The organism is Uliginosibacterium sangjuense (assembly GCF_059132465.1).
The window spans coordinates 3,113,018-3,130,075 of sequence record NZ_CP101132.1 but is presented as its reverse complement, the minus strand read 5'-3'; the positions used below and the strand labels follow the sequence as shown (position 1 = coordinate 3,130,075).

The window sequence follows — 17,058 nt, the reverse complement described above, 5'->3', positions numbered from 1 at the left end:
GCTCAATCCTCGTAAGCCTGAAGGCCCGAAATCTCGCGGCCTCGGGCGCGGCGCTTCAGCAGCGGCGCCAGCTCGCTCATCAAGGCTAGCTCCTTCTGCGTGCGGGCTTTCCAACCCAGCTCCAGGGGACTCAGCAGTTCGGTAAGTTGTTCGCCGTCGAAGATGCGGCGTTCCAGCACTGCATCCACGAAGCCTTGCAGGGCGGCAGTAGCCAGGCCGTGTTTGGTAGCCAACTCGGTCAGCTCGCGCGCGGCCTTCACGGCCTTGAATTGCTGGTAGCCGGTGCGGATGGCGCGCTCGTCCAGGCCTTCGCCGGCCTTGAGGCCCATGACGTATTCGGTGATGTCTTCACGTTCGTCGATGAACTTGGCGTCGCCCGCGATCAGGCTGACGAGTTGCTCGCGGCTCATGGTGGCCTTGCCGGGCTTCTTGGTGGAGAAGTCGGCGATGAGCTTCATGATGTAGTCGTAATCAATCGTTGCGGAGGCGAAGAGCACGAACTCGAAATCGAGCTGCGCGAGGTCTTCGTTCCTGTCCTCGCCCGCTTTGTTGCCCGCGCTCGCGCGCTCGTCGCGCAGGCGCTTGGCAGTTTCGAGGTACTGACCGCGGAAGGCATTGAGCTCATCGCGGGGCAGGATGGCCTCGATGGTTTCTGCCTGCTCGGGGGTGAGGTCGGTGTATTGGTCGAGCTGCGTTTGCAGTTTCTGCACGTCCTTGAATGCCTTGACGAAGCCGACACGGGCTTCGTCGCCCATGAGTTTGGCAACGTCTTCGGGCTGGCCTGAAAGCCCGTGCGCCTGCATAAAGCTCTGCAGGGCGAGCTTGGCTTCTTGCAGCTTTTCGATGACGACGGGGGCCTTGTCCACCAGCCAGATCTCGCGCGCCGCGTCGGCCTTGGCGCCGGAGAAGAGGGCGATGGCGGCATCGACCGCATCCTGCTGACCCCGGAAGTCGAGGATGTGGCCGTAGGGCTTGGTGTCGTTGAGCACGCGGTTGGTGCGGCTGAAGGCCTGGATAAGGCCGTGGTGCTTGAGGTTCTTGTCGACGTAGAGCGTGTTGAGGTACTTGCTGTCGAAGCCGGTGAGCAGCATGTCGACCACGATGGTGATGTCGATCTTGTGTTGCGCAGCGCCGGGATAGGCTTTGCGCAGGTCGGCATCGGGCCATTGCTGGTCTTTGATGCGTTGCTGCACGTCTTGATAGTAGAGGTCGAATTCTTCGATGCGGTGGTTGGTGCCAAAACGCGCGTTGTAGCTCGCAATGATTTCAGTGAGCGCGGCCTTCTTCGTGTCCGGCTCCTCCTGGTTGTCCGCGAGTTCGTTGGGCAGGTCTTCCTGCAACTGGCGCACGTCGGCACTGACGTCGCTGGGCGGGGAAAACACGGCGGCGATATTGAGCGGCACGAAGCTGGGATCGGCCTTCTGTTTTTCGTCCTGAATTTCCTTGAACAGGCCGTGATATTCGATGGCGTCGTTGATGGATGCCGTGGCGAAGATGGCGTTGAACTTGCGCCCACCCGTTGCAGCGTCGTGCTTGGCAAGGATGGCTTCGACGATGGCGCGCTTGGCGATCTTCTCGCCCTGCTTGGGTGGATTCTTTCCGTCGGGCTTGAAGTAGTCGACGTGAAACTTCAGGACGTTGCGGTCTTCAATCGCGTGGGTGATGGTGTATTCGTGCAGGGACTGCTGGAAGAGGTCTTGCGTGGTTTTCAGCGTCTGCTCTTCACCCGTGATCTGCTTGATGGCGGCGTTCGCCTCGAAGATGGGCGTGCCAGTGAAGCCGAAGAGTTGGGCCTTGGGGAAGAACTCTTTGATGGTCTGGTGGTTCTCGCCGAATTGCGAGCGGTGGCATTCGTCGAAGATGAAGACGATGCGCTTGTCGCGCATGGCGTCGAGCTGATCGGCATAGGTGGCGAGGCCGCGCTTCTCGCGGCTCTTGTTGCGGCGGCTGTTCTCGTTCAGCGCGAGGCCCAGCTTCTGGATGGTGCAGACGATGACCTTGTCTGCCGCGTCGTCCGATAACAGGCGGCGGACCAGCTCGCCGGTGTTGGTGTTGCTCTCGACGCAGCCTTCCTGGAAGCGGTTGAATTCTTCACGCGTCTGGCGGTCGAGGTCTTTGCGGTCGACTACGAACAGGCACTTCTCGATGTTCGGGTTGGCCTTGAGCAGCGTGGAGGCCTTGAAGCTGGTGAGCGTCTTGCCACTGCCGGTGGTGTGCCAGATGTAGCCGTTGCCGCTGTTCTCTTCGATGCACTTGACGATGTTTTTGACGGCATAGATCTGGTAGGGCCGCATCATCAACAGCTTCTGCTCGCTGGCAACCAGCACCATGTAGCGGCTGATCATCTGGCCGAGCGTGCACTTGGCGAGGAAGGCATCAGCGAACTCATCCAGACCGTTGATCTTGGTGTTGTCAGGCGCAGCGAACTGGTAGATGGGCAGGAAGCGCTCGTCGGCGTTGAAGCTGAAATGCCGGGCGTTGTTGTTGGCGAAGTAGTACGTCGAAGTGCGATTGCTGACGATGAACACCTGCATGAAGCACAGCAGCGTGCGCGTGAAGCCGTTTCCGGGGTCGTTCTTGTACTCGACGATCTGCTCGATGGCGCGACGTGGGTTGATGCCCAGGGTCTTCAGCTCGATCTGCACCACCGGCACGCCGTTGATGAGCAGGACGACATCGAAGCGGTGGTGGCTGTAGTCGGTGCTGATGCGCAGTTGGTTGATGACTTCGAAGCTGTTCTTGCACCAGTCGTCGATATTGACGAGGGTGTAGTTCAGCGGCGTGCCATCTTCACGGATGAAGGCGTTGCGCGTGCGCAGGGTCTGCGCGGCGGTGAAGACGTCGGGCGTGGTGATCTCTTCGAGCAGGCGCACGAATTCTTCGTCAGTGAGCTTGACGCGGTTGAGCTGCTGGAATTTTTCGCGGAAGTTGGCTTCTAGCGCGGCGCGGTCGCGGATGTCGGGGCGCGGGGTGTACTTCAGCTCGCCGAGCTTGGTGATGAGGTCTTGCTCGATCTGGGCTTCGTGCGTGCTCATGGGCGTATCCGGTTCAGATCCTGATCGACATATGCGGTTGGCGTGTCGAGTGCATCGACATGTCCGAAGGATGTGTCGAAAAATACTCGATATTTCGTCTTGTTCGGGAGATGGGGCGAGCGCCCTGCATCGCGAGATATTCCGCGTGCGCCGAGCGCGATACCCGGAATTGTAATTGTGGTGCCCGGGACGGGGGTCGAACCCGTACAACCTTGCGGTCGAGGGATTTTAAGTCCCTTGTGTCTACCAATTTCACCACCCGGGCTTTTTCGGATGCCGCGCTGAGTGGGCTGCGCGACACGATAACTGCGTTGGCTTGCTCGACGTGCATTGCGCACGTCTGTGCGAGCCGCCTTGCTCTCGTGCCGCTCGCTCCACTCATCACGGCATCCTCCCCTGAAAGGAGTGAGTGGGCTGCGCGACACGATTACTGCGTTGGCTTGCTCGACGTGCAATGCGCACGTCTGTGCGAGCCGCCTTGTTCTCGTGCCGCTCGCTCCACTCATCACGGCATCCTCCCCGAAAGGAGTGAGTGGGCTGCACGACACGATTACTGCGTTGGCTTGCTCGACGTGCATTGCGCACGTCTGTGCAGGCCGCCTTGCACTCCTGCCGCTCGCTCCGCCCATCGCGGCCTTCTCTCCTTAAGGGAAGGAGTAAAAAGAACTTTGTCATTCCCGCGAAAGCGGGAATCCAGCGGCTGTGAGCATTTCAATCAAAGTCACGGGGTTCCCGCTTTCGCGGGAACGACGGTTTCTGTGTTCACCGCGCGCCCGGCTCCGGCATCACGATGTTCACTTCCAGCACTTCGTAGTTGTCCTTCTTCTCCAGTTGCACCTTGATGTCATCGGCATTGACCTTGACGTACTTGGAGATGACGGCGACCAGTTCCTTCTGCAACGCGGGCAGGAAGTCGGGCGTGCTGCCTTCGTCGGCGCGCTGGTGGGCGATGACGAGGGTCAGGCGTTCCTTGGCGAGCTGGGCGGACTTGGGTTGGCTGCTGCCGAAAATCTTGTCTAACCAGGACATGTCAGCCTCCGAACAGGCGCTTGAGCAGGCCGGGCTTTTCGTAGCTGACGAAGCGCATTTCGCGTTCTTCGCCGAGGAAGCGGGCGACGACGTCGACGTAGGCTTCGGCGGCTTCGGATTCCTTGCTGTGGATCACCGGGGAGCCGGCGTTGGAGGCCTGCAGCACGGTTTCGGATTCGGGGATCACGCCTAGCAGCGGCACGCGCAGCAGCTCCTGCACGTCTTTGTACGACAGCATCTCGCCTTCTTCCACGCGCTTGGCGGAGTAGCGGGTGATGATGAGGTGTTCCTTCACCGCCTCGCGGCCTTCCTTGGCGCGGCGGCTCTTGCTCTGCAGGATGCCGAGGATGCGGTCGGAGTCGCGGATGGAGGAGACTTCCGGGTTGGTGACGACCAGCGCTTCGTCGGCGAAGGTCAGCGCCATGACGGCGCCGGTCTCGATGCCGGCGGGCGAGTCGCAGATCACGTACTCGAAGCCCATGTGTTCGAGGTCCTTGATCACCTTCTCGACGCCTTCTTCCGACAGCGCGTCTTTGTCGCGCGTCTGCGAGGCGGGCAGGATGAACAGGTTCTCGCAGTGCTTGTCCTTGATGAGGGCCTGGTGCAGGTTGGCTTCGCCCTGGATCACGTTGATCAGGTCGTACACCACGCGGCGTTCGCAGCCCATGATGAGGTCGAGATTGCGCAGGCCGACGTCGAAGTCGATGACGGCGGTCTTGAAACCGCGCAGGGCGAGGCCGGATGCGAAGCTGGCGCTGGTGGTCGTCTTGCCGACGCCGCCCTTGCCGGAGGTCACCACGATGACGCGTGTAGTCACGAAAATCCCCTTGAGTGTGCGTTTCAGTCGAGCTGAGTACTGGTGGCTTCAGTCAAGCTGAAGTGGTTCGATGCTGAGTGAGTGTTTGTCGCCCGTCGTGCGCAGCACGGCGTGCGCCGGCTTGCCGGCCAGTTCGGCCGGAATGCCGCGTTCGAAGGTGCGATAGACCCCGGCGATGGAGACCAGCTCGGGGCCGAAATTGGTGCACAGCAGGCGCGCGGCCGTGTTGCCTTGTGCGCCGGCCAGTGCGCGGCCGCGCAACGGGCCATAGCAATGGATGCTGCCGTCAGCAATGACTTCGGCGCCATTGCTGACACCGTTGAGCAGCACGAGGTCGGCACCGCGGGCGTAGATCTGCTGGCCGGAGCGCACCGGGCGCTCGATGATCATGGTCTGGGCGCTGCTGGCGGTCGGTGCTGCCGGTGCGGGCGTGGCCGCCACCGCCGGTTCGGCCGCTGCCTTGGCGGCGGGTGTGGCGCGCGCGGCGGCGGCTTCCAGTACGGCGAAGCCGGCCTTGCGGGCGCTCTCCTGCAGGTTCTCGGGCGCATGGCTCACGGCCACCGGTTGCAGACCGTAGCGGCGCAGCAGGCTGGCCAGGCCGGTCCAGTCCACGCGCTCGGGTACCTTGGCGAGCTGCGACAGGTCGATCACCGTGGCCTCGCCGGCGAAGAATTCGCCCATGCCGCCCAGCTTGGCGTGCAGGAAGTCGGCCAGGCGCACGTTGTCGAGTTCCCGCACGAAGGCGGTCATGGCAGTCAGCGTGCCGGCCTTGAATTCGATGGCTTTGGACATACGGTGGGTCGCGGGTGGAAAAAAGGCCCGGAAACGGGCGCTTGGGGCCGGATTTTACCCGGTTATTACAGCCGGGGGCGGGGCGATGCGCCCCCGGCCTGCGGCTTCAGGCCGCGCTCAGCACCCGCAGTAGTTGCCAGATCGCGCTGTAGCCGTGTTCGAACAGGTTCTGGATCACCGGCGCCATGGCTTCGAGGGAGACGATGATCAGCAGCATGCCGATGGTGGAGGTGATCGGGAAGCCGACCGCGAACAGGTTGAGCTGGGGCGCGGCGCGGGTCAGCGTGGCCAGCGCGAGGTTGGTGATCAGCAGCGCTGCGACGATGGGGATGGCCATCAGCAGGCCGGCGGCGAACATGACGGAAGCCGCCTGCACCAGCACCAGCCAGCCCTTGCCGGCGAGGCCGGGCTGGGCGATGGGGAGCAGCTCGAAGCTCTGCGCCATCACGTCGATCATCAGCAGGTGGCCGTTGAGGGCGAGGAAGATCAGCGAGGTGACGAGGCCGATGAACTCGGCGATCACCGAAGTCTGGCCCGCGCTCTGTGGGTCGAAGAAGGTGGCGAAGGACAGACCCATCTGCAGGCCGATGATTTCCCCGGCCACATCAACGGCGGCGAACATGACGCGCATGGCGAAACCGATGCCCACGCCGATCACCATTTGCAGCGCGAACACCCCGATGCCGTTCCAGGTGCCGGGCAGCACGCCTTGGGCAGGGGGGATCACCGGCACGATGGCGGCGGTCAGGGCCAGGCCCAGCGCGATGCGGGTGAGCCGCGGCAAGGCCAGGTTGTTGAAGAGGGGCGCGGCGGCGATCATCCCGAAGATGCGCGCGCCGGGGTAGAGCCAGGCAAGCAGCAGGGCGTCGAGCTGGGCGGCGCTGATGTTGAGCATGCGCGGGGCTTGGGCTATCCGATCAGGCTTGGAATGGCCTCGAACAGGCGCCGGATGTAATCGGTCAGCGTGGTCAGCATCCACGGCCCGGCCAGGATGATGGTGGCGAACATCACCACCAGCTTCGGCACGAAGGACAACGTCATTTCATTCATCTGGGTGGCGGCCTGCAGCACGCTGATGACGAGGCCGGTCACCAGCGCGGCGGCGAACATCGGCGCGGCGACCAGCAGGGCGATTTCGAGGCCTTCGCGGCCGAGGGCGATGACGGTGGTGGGGGTCATGTTGCGATTCCTTTATCCGAAGCTCTGCACGAGCGAGGCGACCAGCAGGTTCCAGCCGTCCACCAGCACGAACAGCATGATCTTGAAGGGCAGGGAGACGATCACCGGCGACATCATCATCATGCCCATGGACATCAGCACCGAGGCGACGACCATGTCGATCACCAGGAAGGGGATGAAGATGATGAAGCCGATCTGGAAGGCGGTCTTCAGCTCACTGGTGACGAAGGCCGGCACGATCACGGTCAGCGGCAGGTCTTCCGCGCGGTCTACCTTGGGCGTCTTGGCGAGCTTGGCGAACAGCGACAGATCGGGTTCGCGTATCTGCTTGAGCATGAAAGCCTTGACCGGCACGCTGGCGCGTTGCACGGCCTCGGTGAACTGGATGCGGTTCTCCGACAGCGGGATCCAGGCGTCCTGGTAGGCGCGGTCGAGCACCGGCGACATGATGAAAAAGGTCAGGAACAGCGACAGCCCGACCAGCACCTGGTTGGGCGGCGAGGTCTGCGTGCCCAGCGCATGCCGCAGCAGCGACATGACGATGATGATGCGGGTGAACGAGGTCATCATCAGCACCACGGCCGGGATGAAGCTCAATGCCGTGAGCATCAGCAAGGTCTGGATCGACAGGCTGTAGTTGGTCCCACCGCCACCCGTGGGGGTCGCGGTGATGGCCGGGAAGGCCTGTGCCTGGACCAGCGCAGGGAGCAGCAGGGGCAGGCAGGCGGCGAGGCGCAGCAGGCGACGACTACTTGTCACGGCGCGTCTCCATGAATTGGCGCAGGCGGCCGGCGAAGTCGGCGCTGGGGGCGCCGGGCGTCGCGGCGGTGGTCGGCAGGCTGGCGGCCGGCAGGCTGTGCAGGGCGGTGATCTGGCTGTTCGTCACCCCCAGCACCAGCACCGTGTCGGCCACTTCGACCAGCACCACGCGCTCGCGCGGCCCCACCGAGGTGGCGCCGAGTACCTTCAGGGCACCGGCGGCCGCGCGCGGGCCGTTGAGTTTCTTCAGCACATGCAGGGCCGCGTACAACAAGGCGAGCACCACGCCGAGACCGAACAACATCTGGAACACGCTGCCGGCGGCTGAAGGCAGGCCGGCGGGCTCGCTGGCGGCCAGCGCGGAGGCGGGCAGAACAAGGAAGAGGCTGAGAAGCTTCACGGCAGGCTGGCAAGCGGAATCGGAATGCTTGCAGCTTAGTGGGAGGCGCCGGGAAAGCGTGGCGGGAGAAGCGCGGGAAAAGGCCGGCAAATCTTGCCGGTGATGGGGAGTGGGGAGTGGGGAGTGGGGAGCAGGGAGTCGGCTTCAACTCCCCACTCCCGAGATCAGGTCCTGAGCTTCCGCACGCGCTCCGAGGGCGTGATGATGTCGGTCAGGCGGATGCCGAACTTGTCGTTGACCACCACCACTTCGCCTTGTGCGATCAGCGTGCCGTTGACCAGCACGTCCATCGGTTCGCCGGCCAGCGCGTCGAGTTCCACCACCGAGCCGTGCGCGAGTTGCAGCAGGTTGCGGATCGAGATCTTGGTGCGCCCGAGTTCCACCGTGATCTGGACCGGGATGTCCAGGATCAGGTCGAAGTCGTTCATGGTCGAGGGGCCGGTCGGCGTGCCTTCAAAACTGGGGAACAGGCCGGTTGCGGGTTGTGCGGCGGGAGCGGCAGCCATCGCCTCGTCGACGGCGGCCTGTTCCTGCATCGCTGCGGCCCAGTCGTCCTCGCTGATGCCGTCTTCGGTTTCTTGTTCAGCCATGATTATCCACTCCGAGTTTCGTGGCGATGAGGTTGATCTCGGTGTCTTCCGGCGGAATGATCCGTTCAACCTTCAGGGCATATCGCCCGCCCTGAATTCCGTATTTCGCTTCCAGCACGTTCACCCCGTCGACATGCGCGGTGATCGTCTCCGGGATCTCCAGCGGGATGATGTCTCCCACCTTGAAGTTGGCCACGTCGCGCAAGCTCACGGTGGCGCTGGCCAGCTTGGCCACCAGCTTGATGTCGACCGAGTGCACCTGGCGCGACATGAGGCTGATCCAGCGCTTGTCCTGCGTGATGTGGTCCGACTGCATCGAGCTGTACAGCACGTCGCGCAGCGGCTCGACCATCGAGTAGGGGAAGCAGATGTGCATGTCCGCCTGGGCGCCGCCGAACTCCAGCGTGAAGGTCGTGGCGATCACGATTTCGCTGGGAGTGGCGATGTTGGCGAACTGCGAGTTCATTTCCGAGCGGATGTACTCGAACTGCAGCGTGAACACTGGCGCCCAGGCGCGTTCGTACTCGGCGAACACCACCTTCAGCAGGCCCTGGATGATGCGCTGCTCGGTGGCCGTGAAGTCGCGGCCTTCCACGCGCGTGTGGAAGCGGCCATCGCCACCGAACATGTTGTCGACGACCAGGAACACGAGGTTCGGGTCGAACACCATCAGGCCGGTGCCGCGCAGCGGCTTGGCCAGCACCAGGTTCAGGTTGGTCGGCACCACCAGGTTACGCACGAACTCGCTGTACTTCTGCACGCGGATCGGCCCGACCGAAACCTCCGAGTTGCGGTGCATGTAGTTGAACAGGCCGATGCGCAGGTAGCGCGCGAAACGTTCGTGGATCAGCTCCAGCGTGGGCATGCGCCCACGCACGATGCGCTCTTGCGTGGCCAGGTCGTACGAGCGTATGCCCGAGCCGTCGTCGCCCCCAGCATCGGGTTCGTCGACCTCTCCGGTGACACCCTTCAGTAGGGCATCAACCTCTTCCTGGGAGAGAAAGTCCTGGGCCATGGCGTGCTTGTCGCTTCCTGTGCCTCGTTACTGCACGATGAACTGCGTGAAGTAGACGCCGATGATTGGCCCGCTCATGTCGGGCTCGGCGTTCTTCCTGCGTTTCTTGGCCGGCGGCTCGTATCCGAGGATCTCGTTGCCGACCTCCTGCATCTCCTCCGCCAGGTCCAGGCGGCCATCTTGCGTCATCACATCGGCCGGCTTCTTGGACGACATGATGGACAGATACTCGTGCCGTAGTTGCGGCATGTACTGCTTGATCGTCTCGGCCACTTTTTCGTCGGCCACCTGTAGCGAGGCCACCACCTGCAGGAACTGGCCGCCATCGAGGTTGACCGTGAAGGCATCCAGGGCCACGTAGACCGGTGGCTTCTTCGGGTCGTACTTGTACTGCACGGCAGCGGCCTTCTCTTCGTGCTGCTCCTCGGCGGCCGCGGCGTCGCCCTCGGCCGCCTTCTTGCCGCCGAACATCAGCTTGCCCACGAGCAGGCCGCCACCCAGCGCCAACACCACCGCCAGCACGATGATGATCAGCAGCTTCTTGCCCTTCTTGGGCGGGGGTGCTGCTTCCGCTTCTTCTGCTTTCTTGGGTGCTTCCTTGCTGGTTGCCATGAATACGTTCCTAGTGTGTCAGTGTCCGATTGTCGCGCGCCTGCACGGCGCCGAAGACTGGATTAACGGACGCAGACACCCTTTTATGAAGGGATCGGCCCTCAGGCGAAGATATCGACCATGCCGCGCCCGCTCTGGATGCGGCCCAGCGAGCCCGTCTGGACGCCGGCTTCAGCCTCCGTCGTACCGTTCAGACCATTTGCCGCAGCATGACCGTGGCGCGCCGCGTGTCCCTGCTGCCCAGATTGCGCCTGGCCCTGCTGGCCCGCGCCCACATCGGCCTGGGTCAGTTGGATGCCGGCCTGTGAGAGCATTTCACGCAGGCGGGGCAGGGCGTCCTGCAGGGCTTCGCGGGCGATCGGGTTGGCTGCCACGAAGCTGGCGCTGGCCTGGTCGCCGTTCATGTTGATCGAGACTTCGACGCGGCCCATGCTGGGCGGGGTCAGGACCAGTTCGGCGCGGCCCGAGTCGCGGCTGGCCACCCAACCGATACGCTGGCCCACTTCGTCGGCCCAGCCGGCACTGCCCACCGGGGTGCGCACCACCTGCTGCGGCACGGCGGCGGCATCGTGGGTCTCGTGCGCCTGGGCGGCAGCCTGCTGCGCGGCAAACTGGCCGGCACTGCGGGCGGCCGCCAGGGCATCGCCGAAGCTGGCTTCCTTGAGTGCGCTGGCATCCTGCAGGCTGGCTTCCTGCGCGCCCGCCGCGGCCAGCGCGGCGGCGTTCGGAGCGGCTTGGCCTGTCTCGGGCTTCGCGCCGAGGGTGGCGGCGTCGGCCGCCGGTTCACCGGCCTGGCCTTGTTCGCCGGCCAGCAGGCTCGGCTTGCCGGCGGCAAGCGCTTCACCCTGGCCGGCAAGGCTTGCCGTGTGGGCGGCAGGCATCGCCGCGCCGGAGCTCACGATGGGCAGGCTGGCGAGCGAATTGGTGGCGGCAGGATCGAGCAACGGGGTGGCGCCGGCTTCGTCTTCGGCGGCGAGCTCGGTGCTGGCCTGGGCGTCCTGCGGGTCCTTCCCGTCGGCTTGTTTGCTGCCCAGCAAGGACGCGAGCAAGGCTTCCAGCGAGGGGGCGTTCGTGGCGGCTGCGGCGGCTTCTTCGGCGCCCGCGGTGTTGGCTGAAGAGTCTTGCGCAGCCTGGGTTTCCGGCTTGTCCGACTGCTTGGCGGCAGCCTTGTCGCGCGTGCCCTCGGTGCGCATGCCGGTGTTCTTGCCGTACTGCTGGGCGGCGCTGCGGTCCTTGAGGACGCTGGCGAAGCTGGGCTGGTCCGGCGTCGATTCGGTGCGCGGATTTTCCTGGCCGGACTTCTGCGGCGAGGGGGAAACCGGGGAGACGGCGGTAAGGGTGATGTCGGCCATGATGCGTCCTGCGGAAACGGGTGTCGGGTGGGTTTCAGCAAGGCGCGTGCCAGGGGCAGGAGCCGGTCTATTCCTCGGCTTCGGCGTCCTGTTGCCGGCGATGGCTCTTGGCCGCGTGCTCGTCGCTCTGGCGTTGTTCCTGGCGTGCGTCCTTGGCCGCCTGCTGCGCCTGCTGGCGCGCCGACAAGGTGTCGAAGGCTTTCATGCGGTTGCGCTCATGGACCCATTGCTGCTGGCCGTGCTGGGTCATGCGGCGGGACTGGGCGACCACTTGTTCCTGCTGCGAGATGGCCTGGTCCAGCTTGCCGATGAAGCTGGTGTAGTTGCGCAGCGCGTCCAGCCCAATGCCTTCGCTGACGGCCTGCTTGTAGCGCGTGCAGTACTCCGTGCGGTAGTCCACCAGCATCTGCAGCTTGACCTCGCAGGCATGCTCGCTGGACATCAGCGCGGCCAGCTTGCGCGTGGCCTCGTCGACCCGGGTGTGGGCCATTTCCTGCAGCATCTGGAGGGGGGTCTGCTTGCTCATCTTGGGGCGGGCTTCTCAGGGCTGATCCAGCTTATCCGATCATGTGTGCGGACTCATCTGGGGTCTACGCGAAGTCGGCGCCTGCAAGCAAAGTTTGCAAATCGCCGGTCGCTTCATCAGGGCGATGGGAACAGGCCGTTCAGCGCCAACAGGCTGCTGTCGTAGTCGGACTGCTCGGTGATCTTCTGCTGCAGAAAACTCTCCAAGGCCGGATACATGCGCACCGCCTCGTCCAGCAGCGGGTCCGAGCCCGGCTGGTAGGCGCCGACCGAGATCAGGTCGCGCGAGCGCTGGTAGCGCGAGAACAACTGCTTGAAGCGGCGCAGCGCGTCGAGGTGCGCGGGGCGGACCAGGTTGTGCATGGCGCGCGAGATCGACTGCTCGATGTCGATGGCCGGGTAGTGACCCTGGTCGGCCAACGCGCGCGTCAGCACGATGTGGCCATCGAGGATGGCGCGCGCCGAGTCGGCGATCGGGTCCTGCTGGTCGTCGCCTTCGGCCAGCACGGTGTAGAAGGCGGTGATCGAGCCGCCGCCTTCCGGCCCGTTGCCGGCGCGTTCCACCAGCGCCGGCAGGCGGGCGAATACCGAGGGCGGGTAGCCGCGGGTGACCGGCGGTTCGCCGATGGCCAGCGCGATCTCGCGCTGCGCCATGGCGTAGCGTGTCAGCGAATCCATGATCAGCAGCACCTGTTTGCCCTGGTCACGGAAATGCTCGGCGATGGTGGTGGCATAGGCCGCGCCCTGCAGGCGCATCAGCGGGCTGGTGTCGGCCGGCGCCGCGACCACGACCGAGCGCGCCAGGCCTTCCTTGCCCAGGTTGTGCTCGATGAATTCCTTCACTTCGCGGCCGCGTTCGCCGATCAGCCCGACCACGATGACTTCGGCCGCGGTGTAGCGCGCCATCATGCCGATCAGCACCGACTTGCCCACGCCGGAGCCGGCGAACAGGCCCATGCGCTGGCCACGGCCGATGGTCAGCAGGCCGTTGATGGCGCGGATGCCCACATCCAGGCTCTGGCTGATCGGGGCGCGCTGCAGCGGGTTGACCGGGCGGCTCTGCAGCGAGCGCGTCTGCGTGCTGTCCAGCGGGCCGAGTCCGTCTAGCGGGCGGCCGGCGCCATCGACGATGCGGCCCAGCAGACCTTCGCCCACCGGCAGGTGCTTGGCGCGGTCGGACGCGCGGCGGCGCGGTTCCACCCGCTCGCCGGTGTTGGGCGTGGGCTGCGCGGGTTCGTTGGGAATGACCTGGGCGCCGGGGGCAAGGCCGAACACGTCGTCGGTCGGCATCATGAACAGCTTCTCGCCGGAGAAGCCCACCACTTCGGCCTCCACCGTGCCGCCGCCGGGCACCATCACGCGGCAGCCCGAGCCGAGCGGCAGCTTGAGGCCGGCCGCTTCCATGACCAGGCCATTGATGCGGGTGAGCCGGCCGGAGAGCTGGTAGGGCGGGGTGGCGCGGGCGATCTTGCGGCAGTCCTTGAGGTAGCCACGCCAGATGCCGCCGAAGTGTTCATTGGCCATCGCGGCTCACCTCAATCCGCTTCATAGCGCGAGGCGCTGGCCGACAGGCTCTCCACCACGCGGCGCCAGCGCGTGGTGATCTGCGCGTCCACCTGGCTGCCGGCCGCATCCACAATGCAGCCGCCGCGCGCGATGTCCTCGTCCTCGACCAGGCGGTGGCCCACGCCGTGGTACTGCTCGCCCAGGTAGGTGCGTACCAGCGCGCCATCCTGCGGGTTGATGCGGATCGTCGCGGCCTGTTGCGGCAACTGGTTGAGCGCCTCGCGGATCACGTTGAGCACGGCCTCAGGCTTGATTTCCAGCGTGTCGCGCACGACCTGGCGCGCCACTTCCAGTGCCAGGGCCTGCAGTTCCTCGGCCACTTCCTGATCAAGCTGCTTGAGCGATTCGTCCAGCGCCTGCAGCACCTGGAACAGCTCGGCCGCCTCCATGCGGCCGCGCGCGCTGCCTTCCTCGTAGCCAGCGGCATAGCCTTCCTTCCAGGCCTCCTGCTGGATGCGCTCCACGTCTTCAGCGGTCGGCAGGGGCACGCCCGGGGCGATCTCGAACGGGGCTTCGGCCTCGGGTTCGGCTGGGGTGGTTGGTGCCGGGGCCGGGTTGGGAGCGGCTGGTTTGTCAAAGCTGGCGAACTCGGCGCGGCGGAAGGCGCCGGAGGCCTGGTTGCTGGGAATGATGACGGGGCTGGCCATTTTTTATGCGACCTATACGAAGGCGTCGTCGCCGCCCTTGCCGCCGAGCTGGATCTGCCCTTCCTCCGACAAGCGACGGGCGACCTTGAGGATTTCCTTCTGCGCCGCCTCCACTTCGGACAGGCGCACCGGGCCGCGCGACTCCAGGTCTTCGCGCAGCATCTCGGCGGCGCGGCTGGACATGTTCTTGAAGATCTTCTCGCGCATGTCCGGGTTGGCGCCCTTGAGCGCGATCACCAACTGGTCGCTCTGTACTTCGCGCAGCACGACCTGGATGCCGCGGTCGTCCACATCGAGCAGGTTGTCGAACACGAACATCTCGTCGAGGATGCGCTGGGCGAGGTCCGGGTCGTACTCGCGCACATTGTCGAGAATCGCCGTCTCGGCCGCGCTGCCGACGAAGTTGAGGATGTCGGCGGCATGCCGGGTGCCGCCCATGGCGGTCTTCTTGAGCGTCTGGCCGGAGCCGGAGAGCACGCGGGTCAGGGCCTCGTTGAGTTCCTTCAGCGCGGTGGGCTGCACCCCGTCCAGGGTGGCGATGCGCAGCAGCACGTCGTTGCGCTGGCGCTCGGGGAAGTGCTTGAGGATTTCGCCGGCGTGGTCGTACTCCAGGTGGACCAGGATGGTGGCGATGATCTGCGGGTGTTCGTTCTTGATCAGGTCGGCCGCGGTGGCGGCATCCATCCACTTGAGCGACTCGATGCCCGCGGTGTCCGAGCCCTGCAGCACGCGCGAGATCAGGTTGGCCGCGCGTTCGTCGCCCAGCGCTTTGGTCAGCATGATGCGGATGGTCTCTTCGTCGGGCTCGATGTGTGAGCCTCGCGCGGCCTGCATCTGCAGCTTGTCGAGCAGGCCTTCGACGCGGTCGCGGGCCTGTGGTGGCAGCTTGGCCATCGCGCCGCCGAGTTTCTGCACCTCGCGCGGCGACATGTTCTTGAGCACCTCGGCAGCAGCGTCCGGCCCCAGCGTGAGCAGGAGCAGGGCGCAGTTCTCCAGTCCTTCGTTAGCGTCCTTCGCCACTCTTGCTTTCTCCTGACAGCCATTCCTTCATCATCTGGGCGACCAGCTTCGGATCCTTCAGCGCGATCTCGCGGGCACGCGCCACCTTCTTCTCGAAGCTCATCTTCGCCAGCTCGGCCTCCAGCACCTCCGGCGGAATGTCTTCCATGCCGCCTTCCTTGGCCTCTTCGAGCTGTTCGGCCGGGGTGAGCATCGGTTCTTCCTCTTCCTCCGCTTCCACCTTGGGCGGCAGCACCGCCCCCATCAGCGGGCGCACCACACCGCGCCACACCAGCAGCAGCACCAGCAGCAGGACCAGCCAGCGCGCGGCCTCCTTGGCCATGGCCAGCATCTCGGGGTCCTTCCACACCGGCAGGGCGGCGACCGGCTCGACCAGCGCCTCGGCAAACGCGGTATTGGCCAGGTTCAGGGTGTCGCCGCGCTGCTGGCTGAAGCCCACGGCTTCGCGCACCAGTGCGTCGACGCGCTTCATTTCCTCTTCGCTCAGGGCGACGGGCTTGGCGGTGCCGCGCGCATCCTTCTCCGCCTTGTAATTGACCACGACCGCGACCGACAGGCGCTTGACCTGGCCCAGCGAGCGCTTGACGTGCTGCACCGTCTTGTCCAGCTCGTAGTTGATGGTCGCGCTGCGGTTGCTGTTGAGCGCGGCCGGCTCGCTGGCCGAAGCGCCGGGCACGTTGGGCGAGGTGATCGGTGCGGTGGCTGGCACCGGCGGCTGGTTCGACAGCGCACCGGGCACGCCGGTGGCCGGCGGTTGATTGGTGCGCGCCTCGTTGGTCTGCTCGGAGCGGATCGCGGTATTGGGCTGCGGGTTCGGCTTGTAGGTCTCCGAGGTCTGCTCGGTGGCGTCGAAGTCGACGTCGGCCGTCACCTGGGCGCGGAAGTTGCCCGGACCCAGTACCGGTTCGAGGATCGTCTCGATGCGCCGGATGTAGCTGTGCTCCACGTTTTCCACGTAGGTGAGCTGGCTGGCATCCAGGCCGGGGTTGCGCGGGTCGCGCGCGGTGGTCAGCAGGTTGCCGTTCTGGTCGATCACGCTGACCTGGTTGGCCGGCAGTTGCGGCACGCTGGAGGAGACCAGGTGCACGATGCCGGCCACCTGGGCGGGCTCCAGGCGGCGCCCCGGCTGCAGCGCCACCACCACCGAGGCGGTCGGCTTCTGCTCTTCACGCAGGAAGGCGCTCTGCTTCGGGATCGCCAGGTGCACGCGGGCACCGCTCACCGCCGCCAGCGACTGGATGGTGCGGGCCAGCTCGCCTTCCAGCGCGCGCTGATAGTTGATCTGCTCATGGAACTGGGAGAGGCCGATCTTCTGCGTCTCCATCAGCTCGAAACCTACCAGCCCGCCCTTGGGCAGGCCTTGCGAGGCCAGCGTCAGGCGCAGCTCGTTGGCACGCGAGGCCGGCACGAGGATGGTGCCGCCGCCGTTTTCCACCTTGTAGGGCACGTTCTGCTGCTGCAGCACGGTGAGGATGGCGCCGCCGTCCTTCTCCGCGATATTGGAGAACAGCACCGAGTACTCCGGCTGGCGGCTCCACAGCCATACCCCCATCAGGATGGCCACCGACAGGGCGAGCACCACGGCCCCGGCCATCTTCTGGCGCGGGCTCATGTTGTTGAAGTTGTCGGCGATCACCTGCAGGGGCGAAGGTGCCGGTGCGGTGGCGACGTTCTCTGTTGCCATGTCTCGTTCCCCATGGGTGCCGGCCAGTGGCGGCGC

The 17,058-nt window shown here is 65.2% G+C and carries 17 protein-coding genes and 1 tRNA gene; all 18 read right to left on the bottom strand.

Annotation, left to right across the window (positions count from 1 at the left end; translation table 11 throughout):
• Positions 1-2: 2 nt before the first annotated feature.
• The 18 genes from NMB43_RS14405 to fliF all read right to left on the bottom strand — a co-directional run bounded on the left by NMB43_RS14405 (position 3) and on the right by fliF (position 17,022).
• Positions 3-3,035 (bottom strand): type I restriction endonuclease subunit R, encoded by a 3,033-nt coding sequence (locus NMB43_RS14405; RefSeq protein WP_494348854.1) that lies wholly within the window; start codon positions 3,033-3,035, stop codon positions 3-5.
• Between the two features lie 178 nt (positions 3,036-3,213).
• A tRNA-Leu gene (locus NMB43_RS14400) sits at positions 3,214-3,300 on the bottom strand.
• 497 nt (positions 3,301-3,797) lie between these two features.
• On the bottom strand, positions 3,798-4,064 hold the full coding sequence (gene minE, locus NMB43_RS14395; RefSeq protein WP_494348853.1) for a cell division topological specificity factor MinE: 267 nt from the start codon (positions 4,062-4,064) through the stop codon (positions 3,798-3,800).
• 1 nt (position 4,065) lies between these two features.
• Positions 4,066-4,881, bottom strand: coding sequence for a septum site-determining protein MinD (minD, locus tag NMB43_RS14390; RefSeq protein WP_494348852.1), 816 nt, complete (start codon positions 4,879-4,881; stop codon positions 4,066-4,068).
• 48 nt (positions 4,882-4,929) lie between these two features.
• On the bottom strand, positions 4,930-5,673 hold the full coding sequence (gene minC / locus NMB43_RS14385; RefSeq protein WP_494348851.1) for a septum site-determining protein MinC: 744 nt from the start codon (positions 5,671-5,673) through the stop codon (positions 4,930-4,932).
• A gap of 106 nt (positions 5,674-5,779) precedes the next feature.
• Positions 5,780-6,568, bottom strand: a complete 789-nt coding sequence (fliR, locus tag NMB43_RS14380; RefSeq protein ID WP_494348850.1) for a flagellar biosynthetic protein FliR — start codon at positions 6,566-6,568, stop codon at positions 5,780-5,782.
• Between the two features lie 14 nt (positions 6,569-6,582).
• Positions 6,583-6,852 (bottom strand): flagellar biosynthesis protein FliQ, encoded by a 270-nt coding sequence (gene fliQ / locus NMB43_RS14375; RefSeq protein ID WP_494348849.1) that lies wholly within the window; start codon positions 6,850-6,852, stop codon positions 6,583-6,585.
• 12 nt (positions 6,853-6,864) lie between these two features.
• Positions 6,865-7,611: a flagellar type III secretion system pore protein FliP gene (fliP, locus tag NMB43_RS14370; protein ID WP_494348848.1), complete on the bottom strand. Its 747-nt coding sequence runs from the start codon at positions 7,609-7,611 to the stop codon at positions 6,865-6,867.
• Positions 7,601-8,011, bottom strand: coding sequence for a flagellar biosynthetic protein FliO (gene fliO / locus NMB43_RS14365; RefSeq protein WP_494348847.1), 411 nt, complete (start codon positions 8,009-8,011; stop codon positions 7,601-7,603). Before fliO ends, fliP begins: the two co-directional genes overlap by 11 nt.
• A 164-nt stretch (positions 8,012-8,175) precedes the next feature.
• Complete coding sequence (gene fliN / locus NMB43_RS14360; RefSeq protein WP_494348846.1) at positions 8,176-8,601, bottom strand: flagellar motor switch protein FliN; 426 nt, start codon at positions 8,599-8,601, stop codon at positions 8,176-8,178.
• Positions 8,594-9,616 carry a flagellar motor switch protein FliM gene (gene fliM, locus NMB43_RS14355; protein WP_494348845.1) on the bottom strand — a complete coding sequence of 341 codons (1,023 nt, stop codon included), beginning with the start codon at positions 9,614-9,616 and terminating at the stop codon, positions 8,594-8,596. Before fliM ends, fliN begins: the two co-directional genes overlap by 8 nt.
• Positions 9,617-9,643: 27 nt before the next feature.
• The gene (locus NMB43_RS14350) at positions 9,644-10,228 is read right to left on the bottom strand and encodes a flagellar basal body-associated FliL family protein (RefSeq protein ID WP_494348844.1); all 585 of its coding nucleotides are present in this window, start codon (positions 10,226-10,228) and stop codon (positions 9,644-9,646) included.
• A gap of 101 nt (positions 10,229-10,329) precedes the next feature.
• Positions 10,330-11,580 (bottom strand): flagellar hook-length control protein FliK, encoded by a 1,251-nt coding sequence (locus NMB43_RS14345; protein ID WP_494348843.1) that lies wholly within the window; start codon positions 11,578-11,580, stop codon positions 10,330-10,332.
• A 67-nt stretch (positions 11,581-11,647) separates the two neighbouring features.
• Entirely contained in the window at positions 11,648-12,106 is a 459-nt protein-coding gene (fliJ, locus tag NMB43_RS14340; RefSeq protein ID WP_494348842.1) for a flagellar export protein FliJ, read from the bottom strand.
• 116 nt (positions 12,107-12,222) lie between these two features.
• Positions 12,223-13,629 (bottom strand): flagellar protein export ATPase FliI, encoded by a 1,407-nt coding sequence (gene fliI, locus NMB43_RS14335; RefSeq protein WP_494348841.1) that lies wholly within the window; start codon positions 13,627-13,629, stop codon positions 12,223-12,225.
• A gap of 11 nt (positions 13,630-13,640) precedes the next feature.
• On the bottom strand, positions 13,641-14,318 hold the full coding sequence (locus NMB43_RS14330) for a flagellar assembly protein FliH (RefSeq protein WP_494348840.1): 678 nt from the start codon (positions 14,316-14,318) through the stop codon (positions 13,641-13,643).
• A gap of 12 nt (positions 14,319-14,330) precedes the next feature.
• On the bottom strand, positions 14,331-15,338 hold the full coding sequence (fliG, locus tag NMB43_RS14325; RefSeq protein ID WP_494348839.1) for a flagellar motor switch protein FliG: 1,008 nt from the start codon (positions 15,336-15,338) through the stop codon (positions 14,331-14,333).
• Positions 15,322-17,022 (bottom strand): flagellar basal-body MS-ring/collar protein FliF, encoded by a 1,701-nt coding sequence (gene fliF / locus NMB43_RS14320; protein ID WP_494348838.1) that lies wholly within the window; start codon positions 17,020-17,022, stop codon positions 15,322-15,324. Before fliF ends, fliG begins: the two co-directional genes overlap by 17 nt.
• Positions 17,023-17,058 lie beyond the last annotated feature (36 nt).

Excerpts from the sequence above, each read along its gene's own strand:
- fliI (WP_494348841.1), bottom strand. The coding sequence starts at position 13,629 with ATGGCCAATGAACACTTCGGCGGCATCTGGCGTGGCTACCTCAAGGAC.
- minE (WP_494348853.1), bottom strand. The coding sequence starts at position 4,064 with ATGTCCTGGTTAGACAAGATTTTCGGCAGCAGCCAACCCAAGTCCGCC.
- fliQ (WP_494348849.1), bottom strand. The coding sequence starts at position 6,852 with ATGACCCCCACCACCGTCATCGCCCTCGGCCGCGAAGGCCTCGAAATC.
- NMB43_RS14405 (WP_494348854.1), bottom strand. The coding sequence starts at position 3,035 with ATGAGCACGCACGAAGCCCAGATCGAGCAAGACCTCATCACCAAGCTC.
- fliN (WP_494348846.1), bottom strand. The coding sequence starts at position 8,601 with ATGGCTGAACAAGAAACCGAAGACGGCATCAGCGAGGACGACTGGGCC.
- fliM (WP_494348845.1), bottom strand. The coding sequence starts at position 9,616 with ATGGCCCAGGACTTTCTCTCCCAGGAAGAGGTTGATGCCCTACTGAAG.
- fliF (WP_494348838.1), bottom strand. The coding sequence starts at position 17,022 with ATGGCAACAGAGAACGTCGCCACCGCACCGGCACCTTCGCCCCTGCAG.
- NMB43_RS14345 (WP_494348843.1), bottom strand. The coding sequence starts at position 11,580 with ATGGCCGACATCACCCTTACCGCCGTCTCCCCGGTTTCCCCCTCGCCG.
- NMB43_RS14350 (WP_494348844.1), bottom strand. The coding sequence starts at position 10,228 with ATGGCAACCAGCAAGGAAGCACCCAAGAAAGCAGAAGAAGCGGAAGCA.
- fliR (WP_494348850.1), bottom strand. The coding sequence starts at position 6,568 with ATGCTCAACATCAGCGCCGCCCAGCTCGACGCCCTGCTGCTTGCCTGG.
- NMB43_RS14330 (WP_494348840.1), bottom strand. The coding sequence starts at position 14,318 with ATGGCCAGCCCCGTCATCATTCCCAGCAACCAGGCCTCCGGCGCCTTC.
- minC (WP_494348851.1), bottom strand. The coding sequence starts at position 5,673 with ATGTCCAAAGCCATCGAATTCAAGGCCGGCACGCTGACTGCCATGACC.
- fliJ (WP_494348842.1), bottom strand. The coding sequence starts at position 12,106 with ATGAGCAAGCAGACCCCCCTCCAGATGCTGCAGGAAATGGCCCACACC.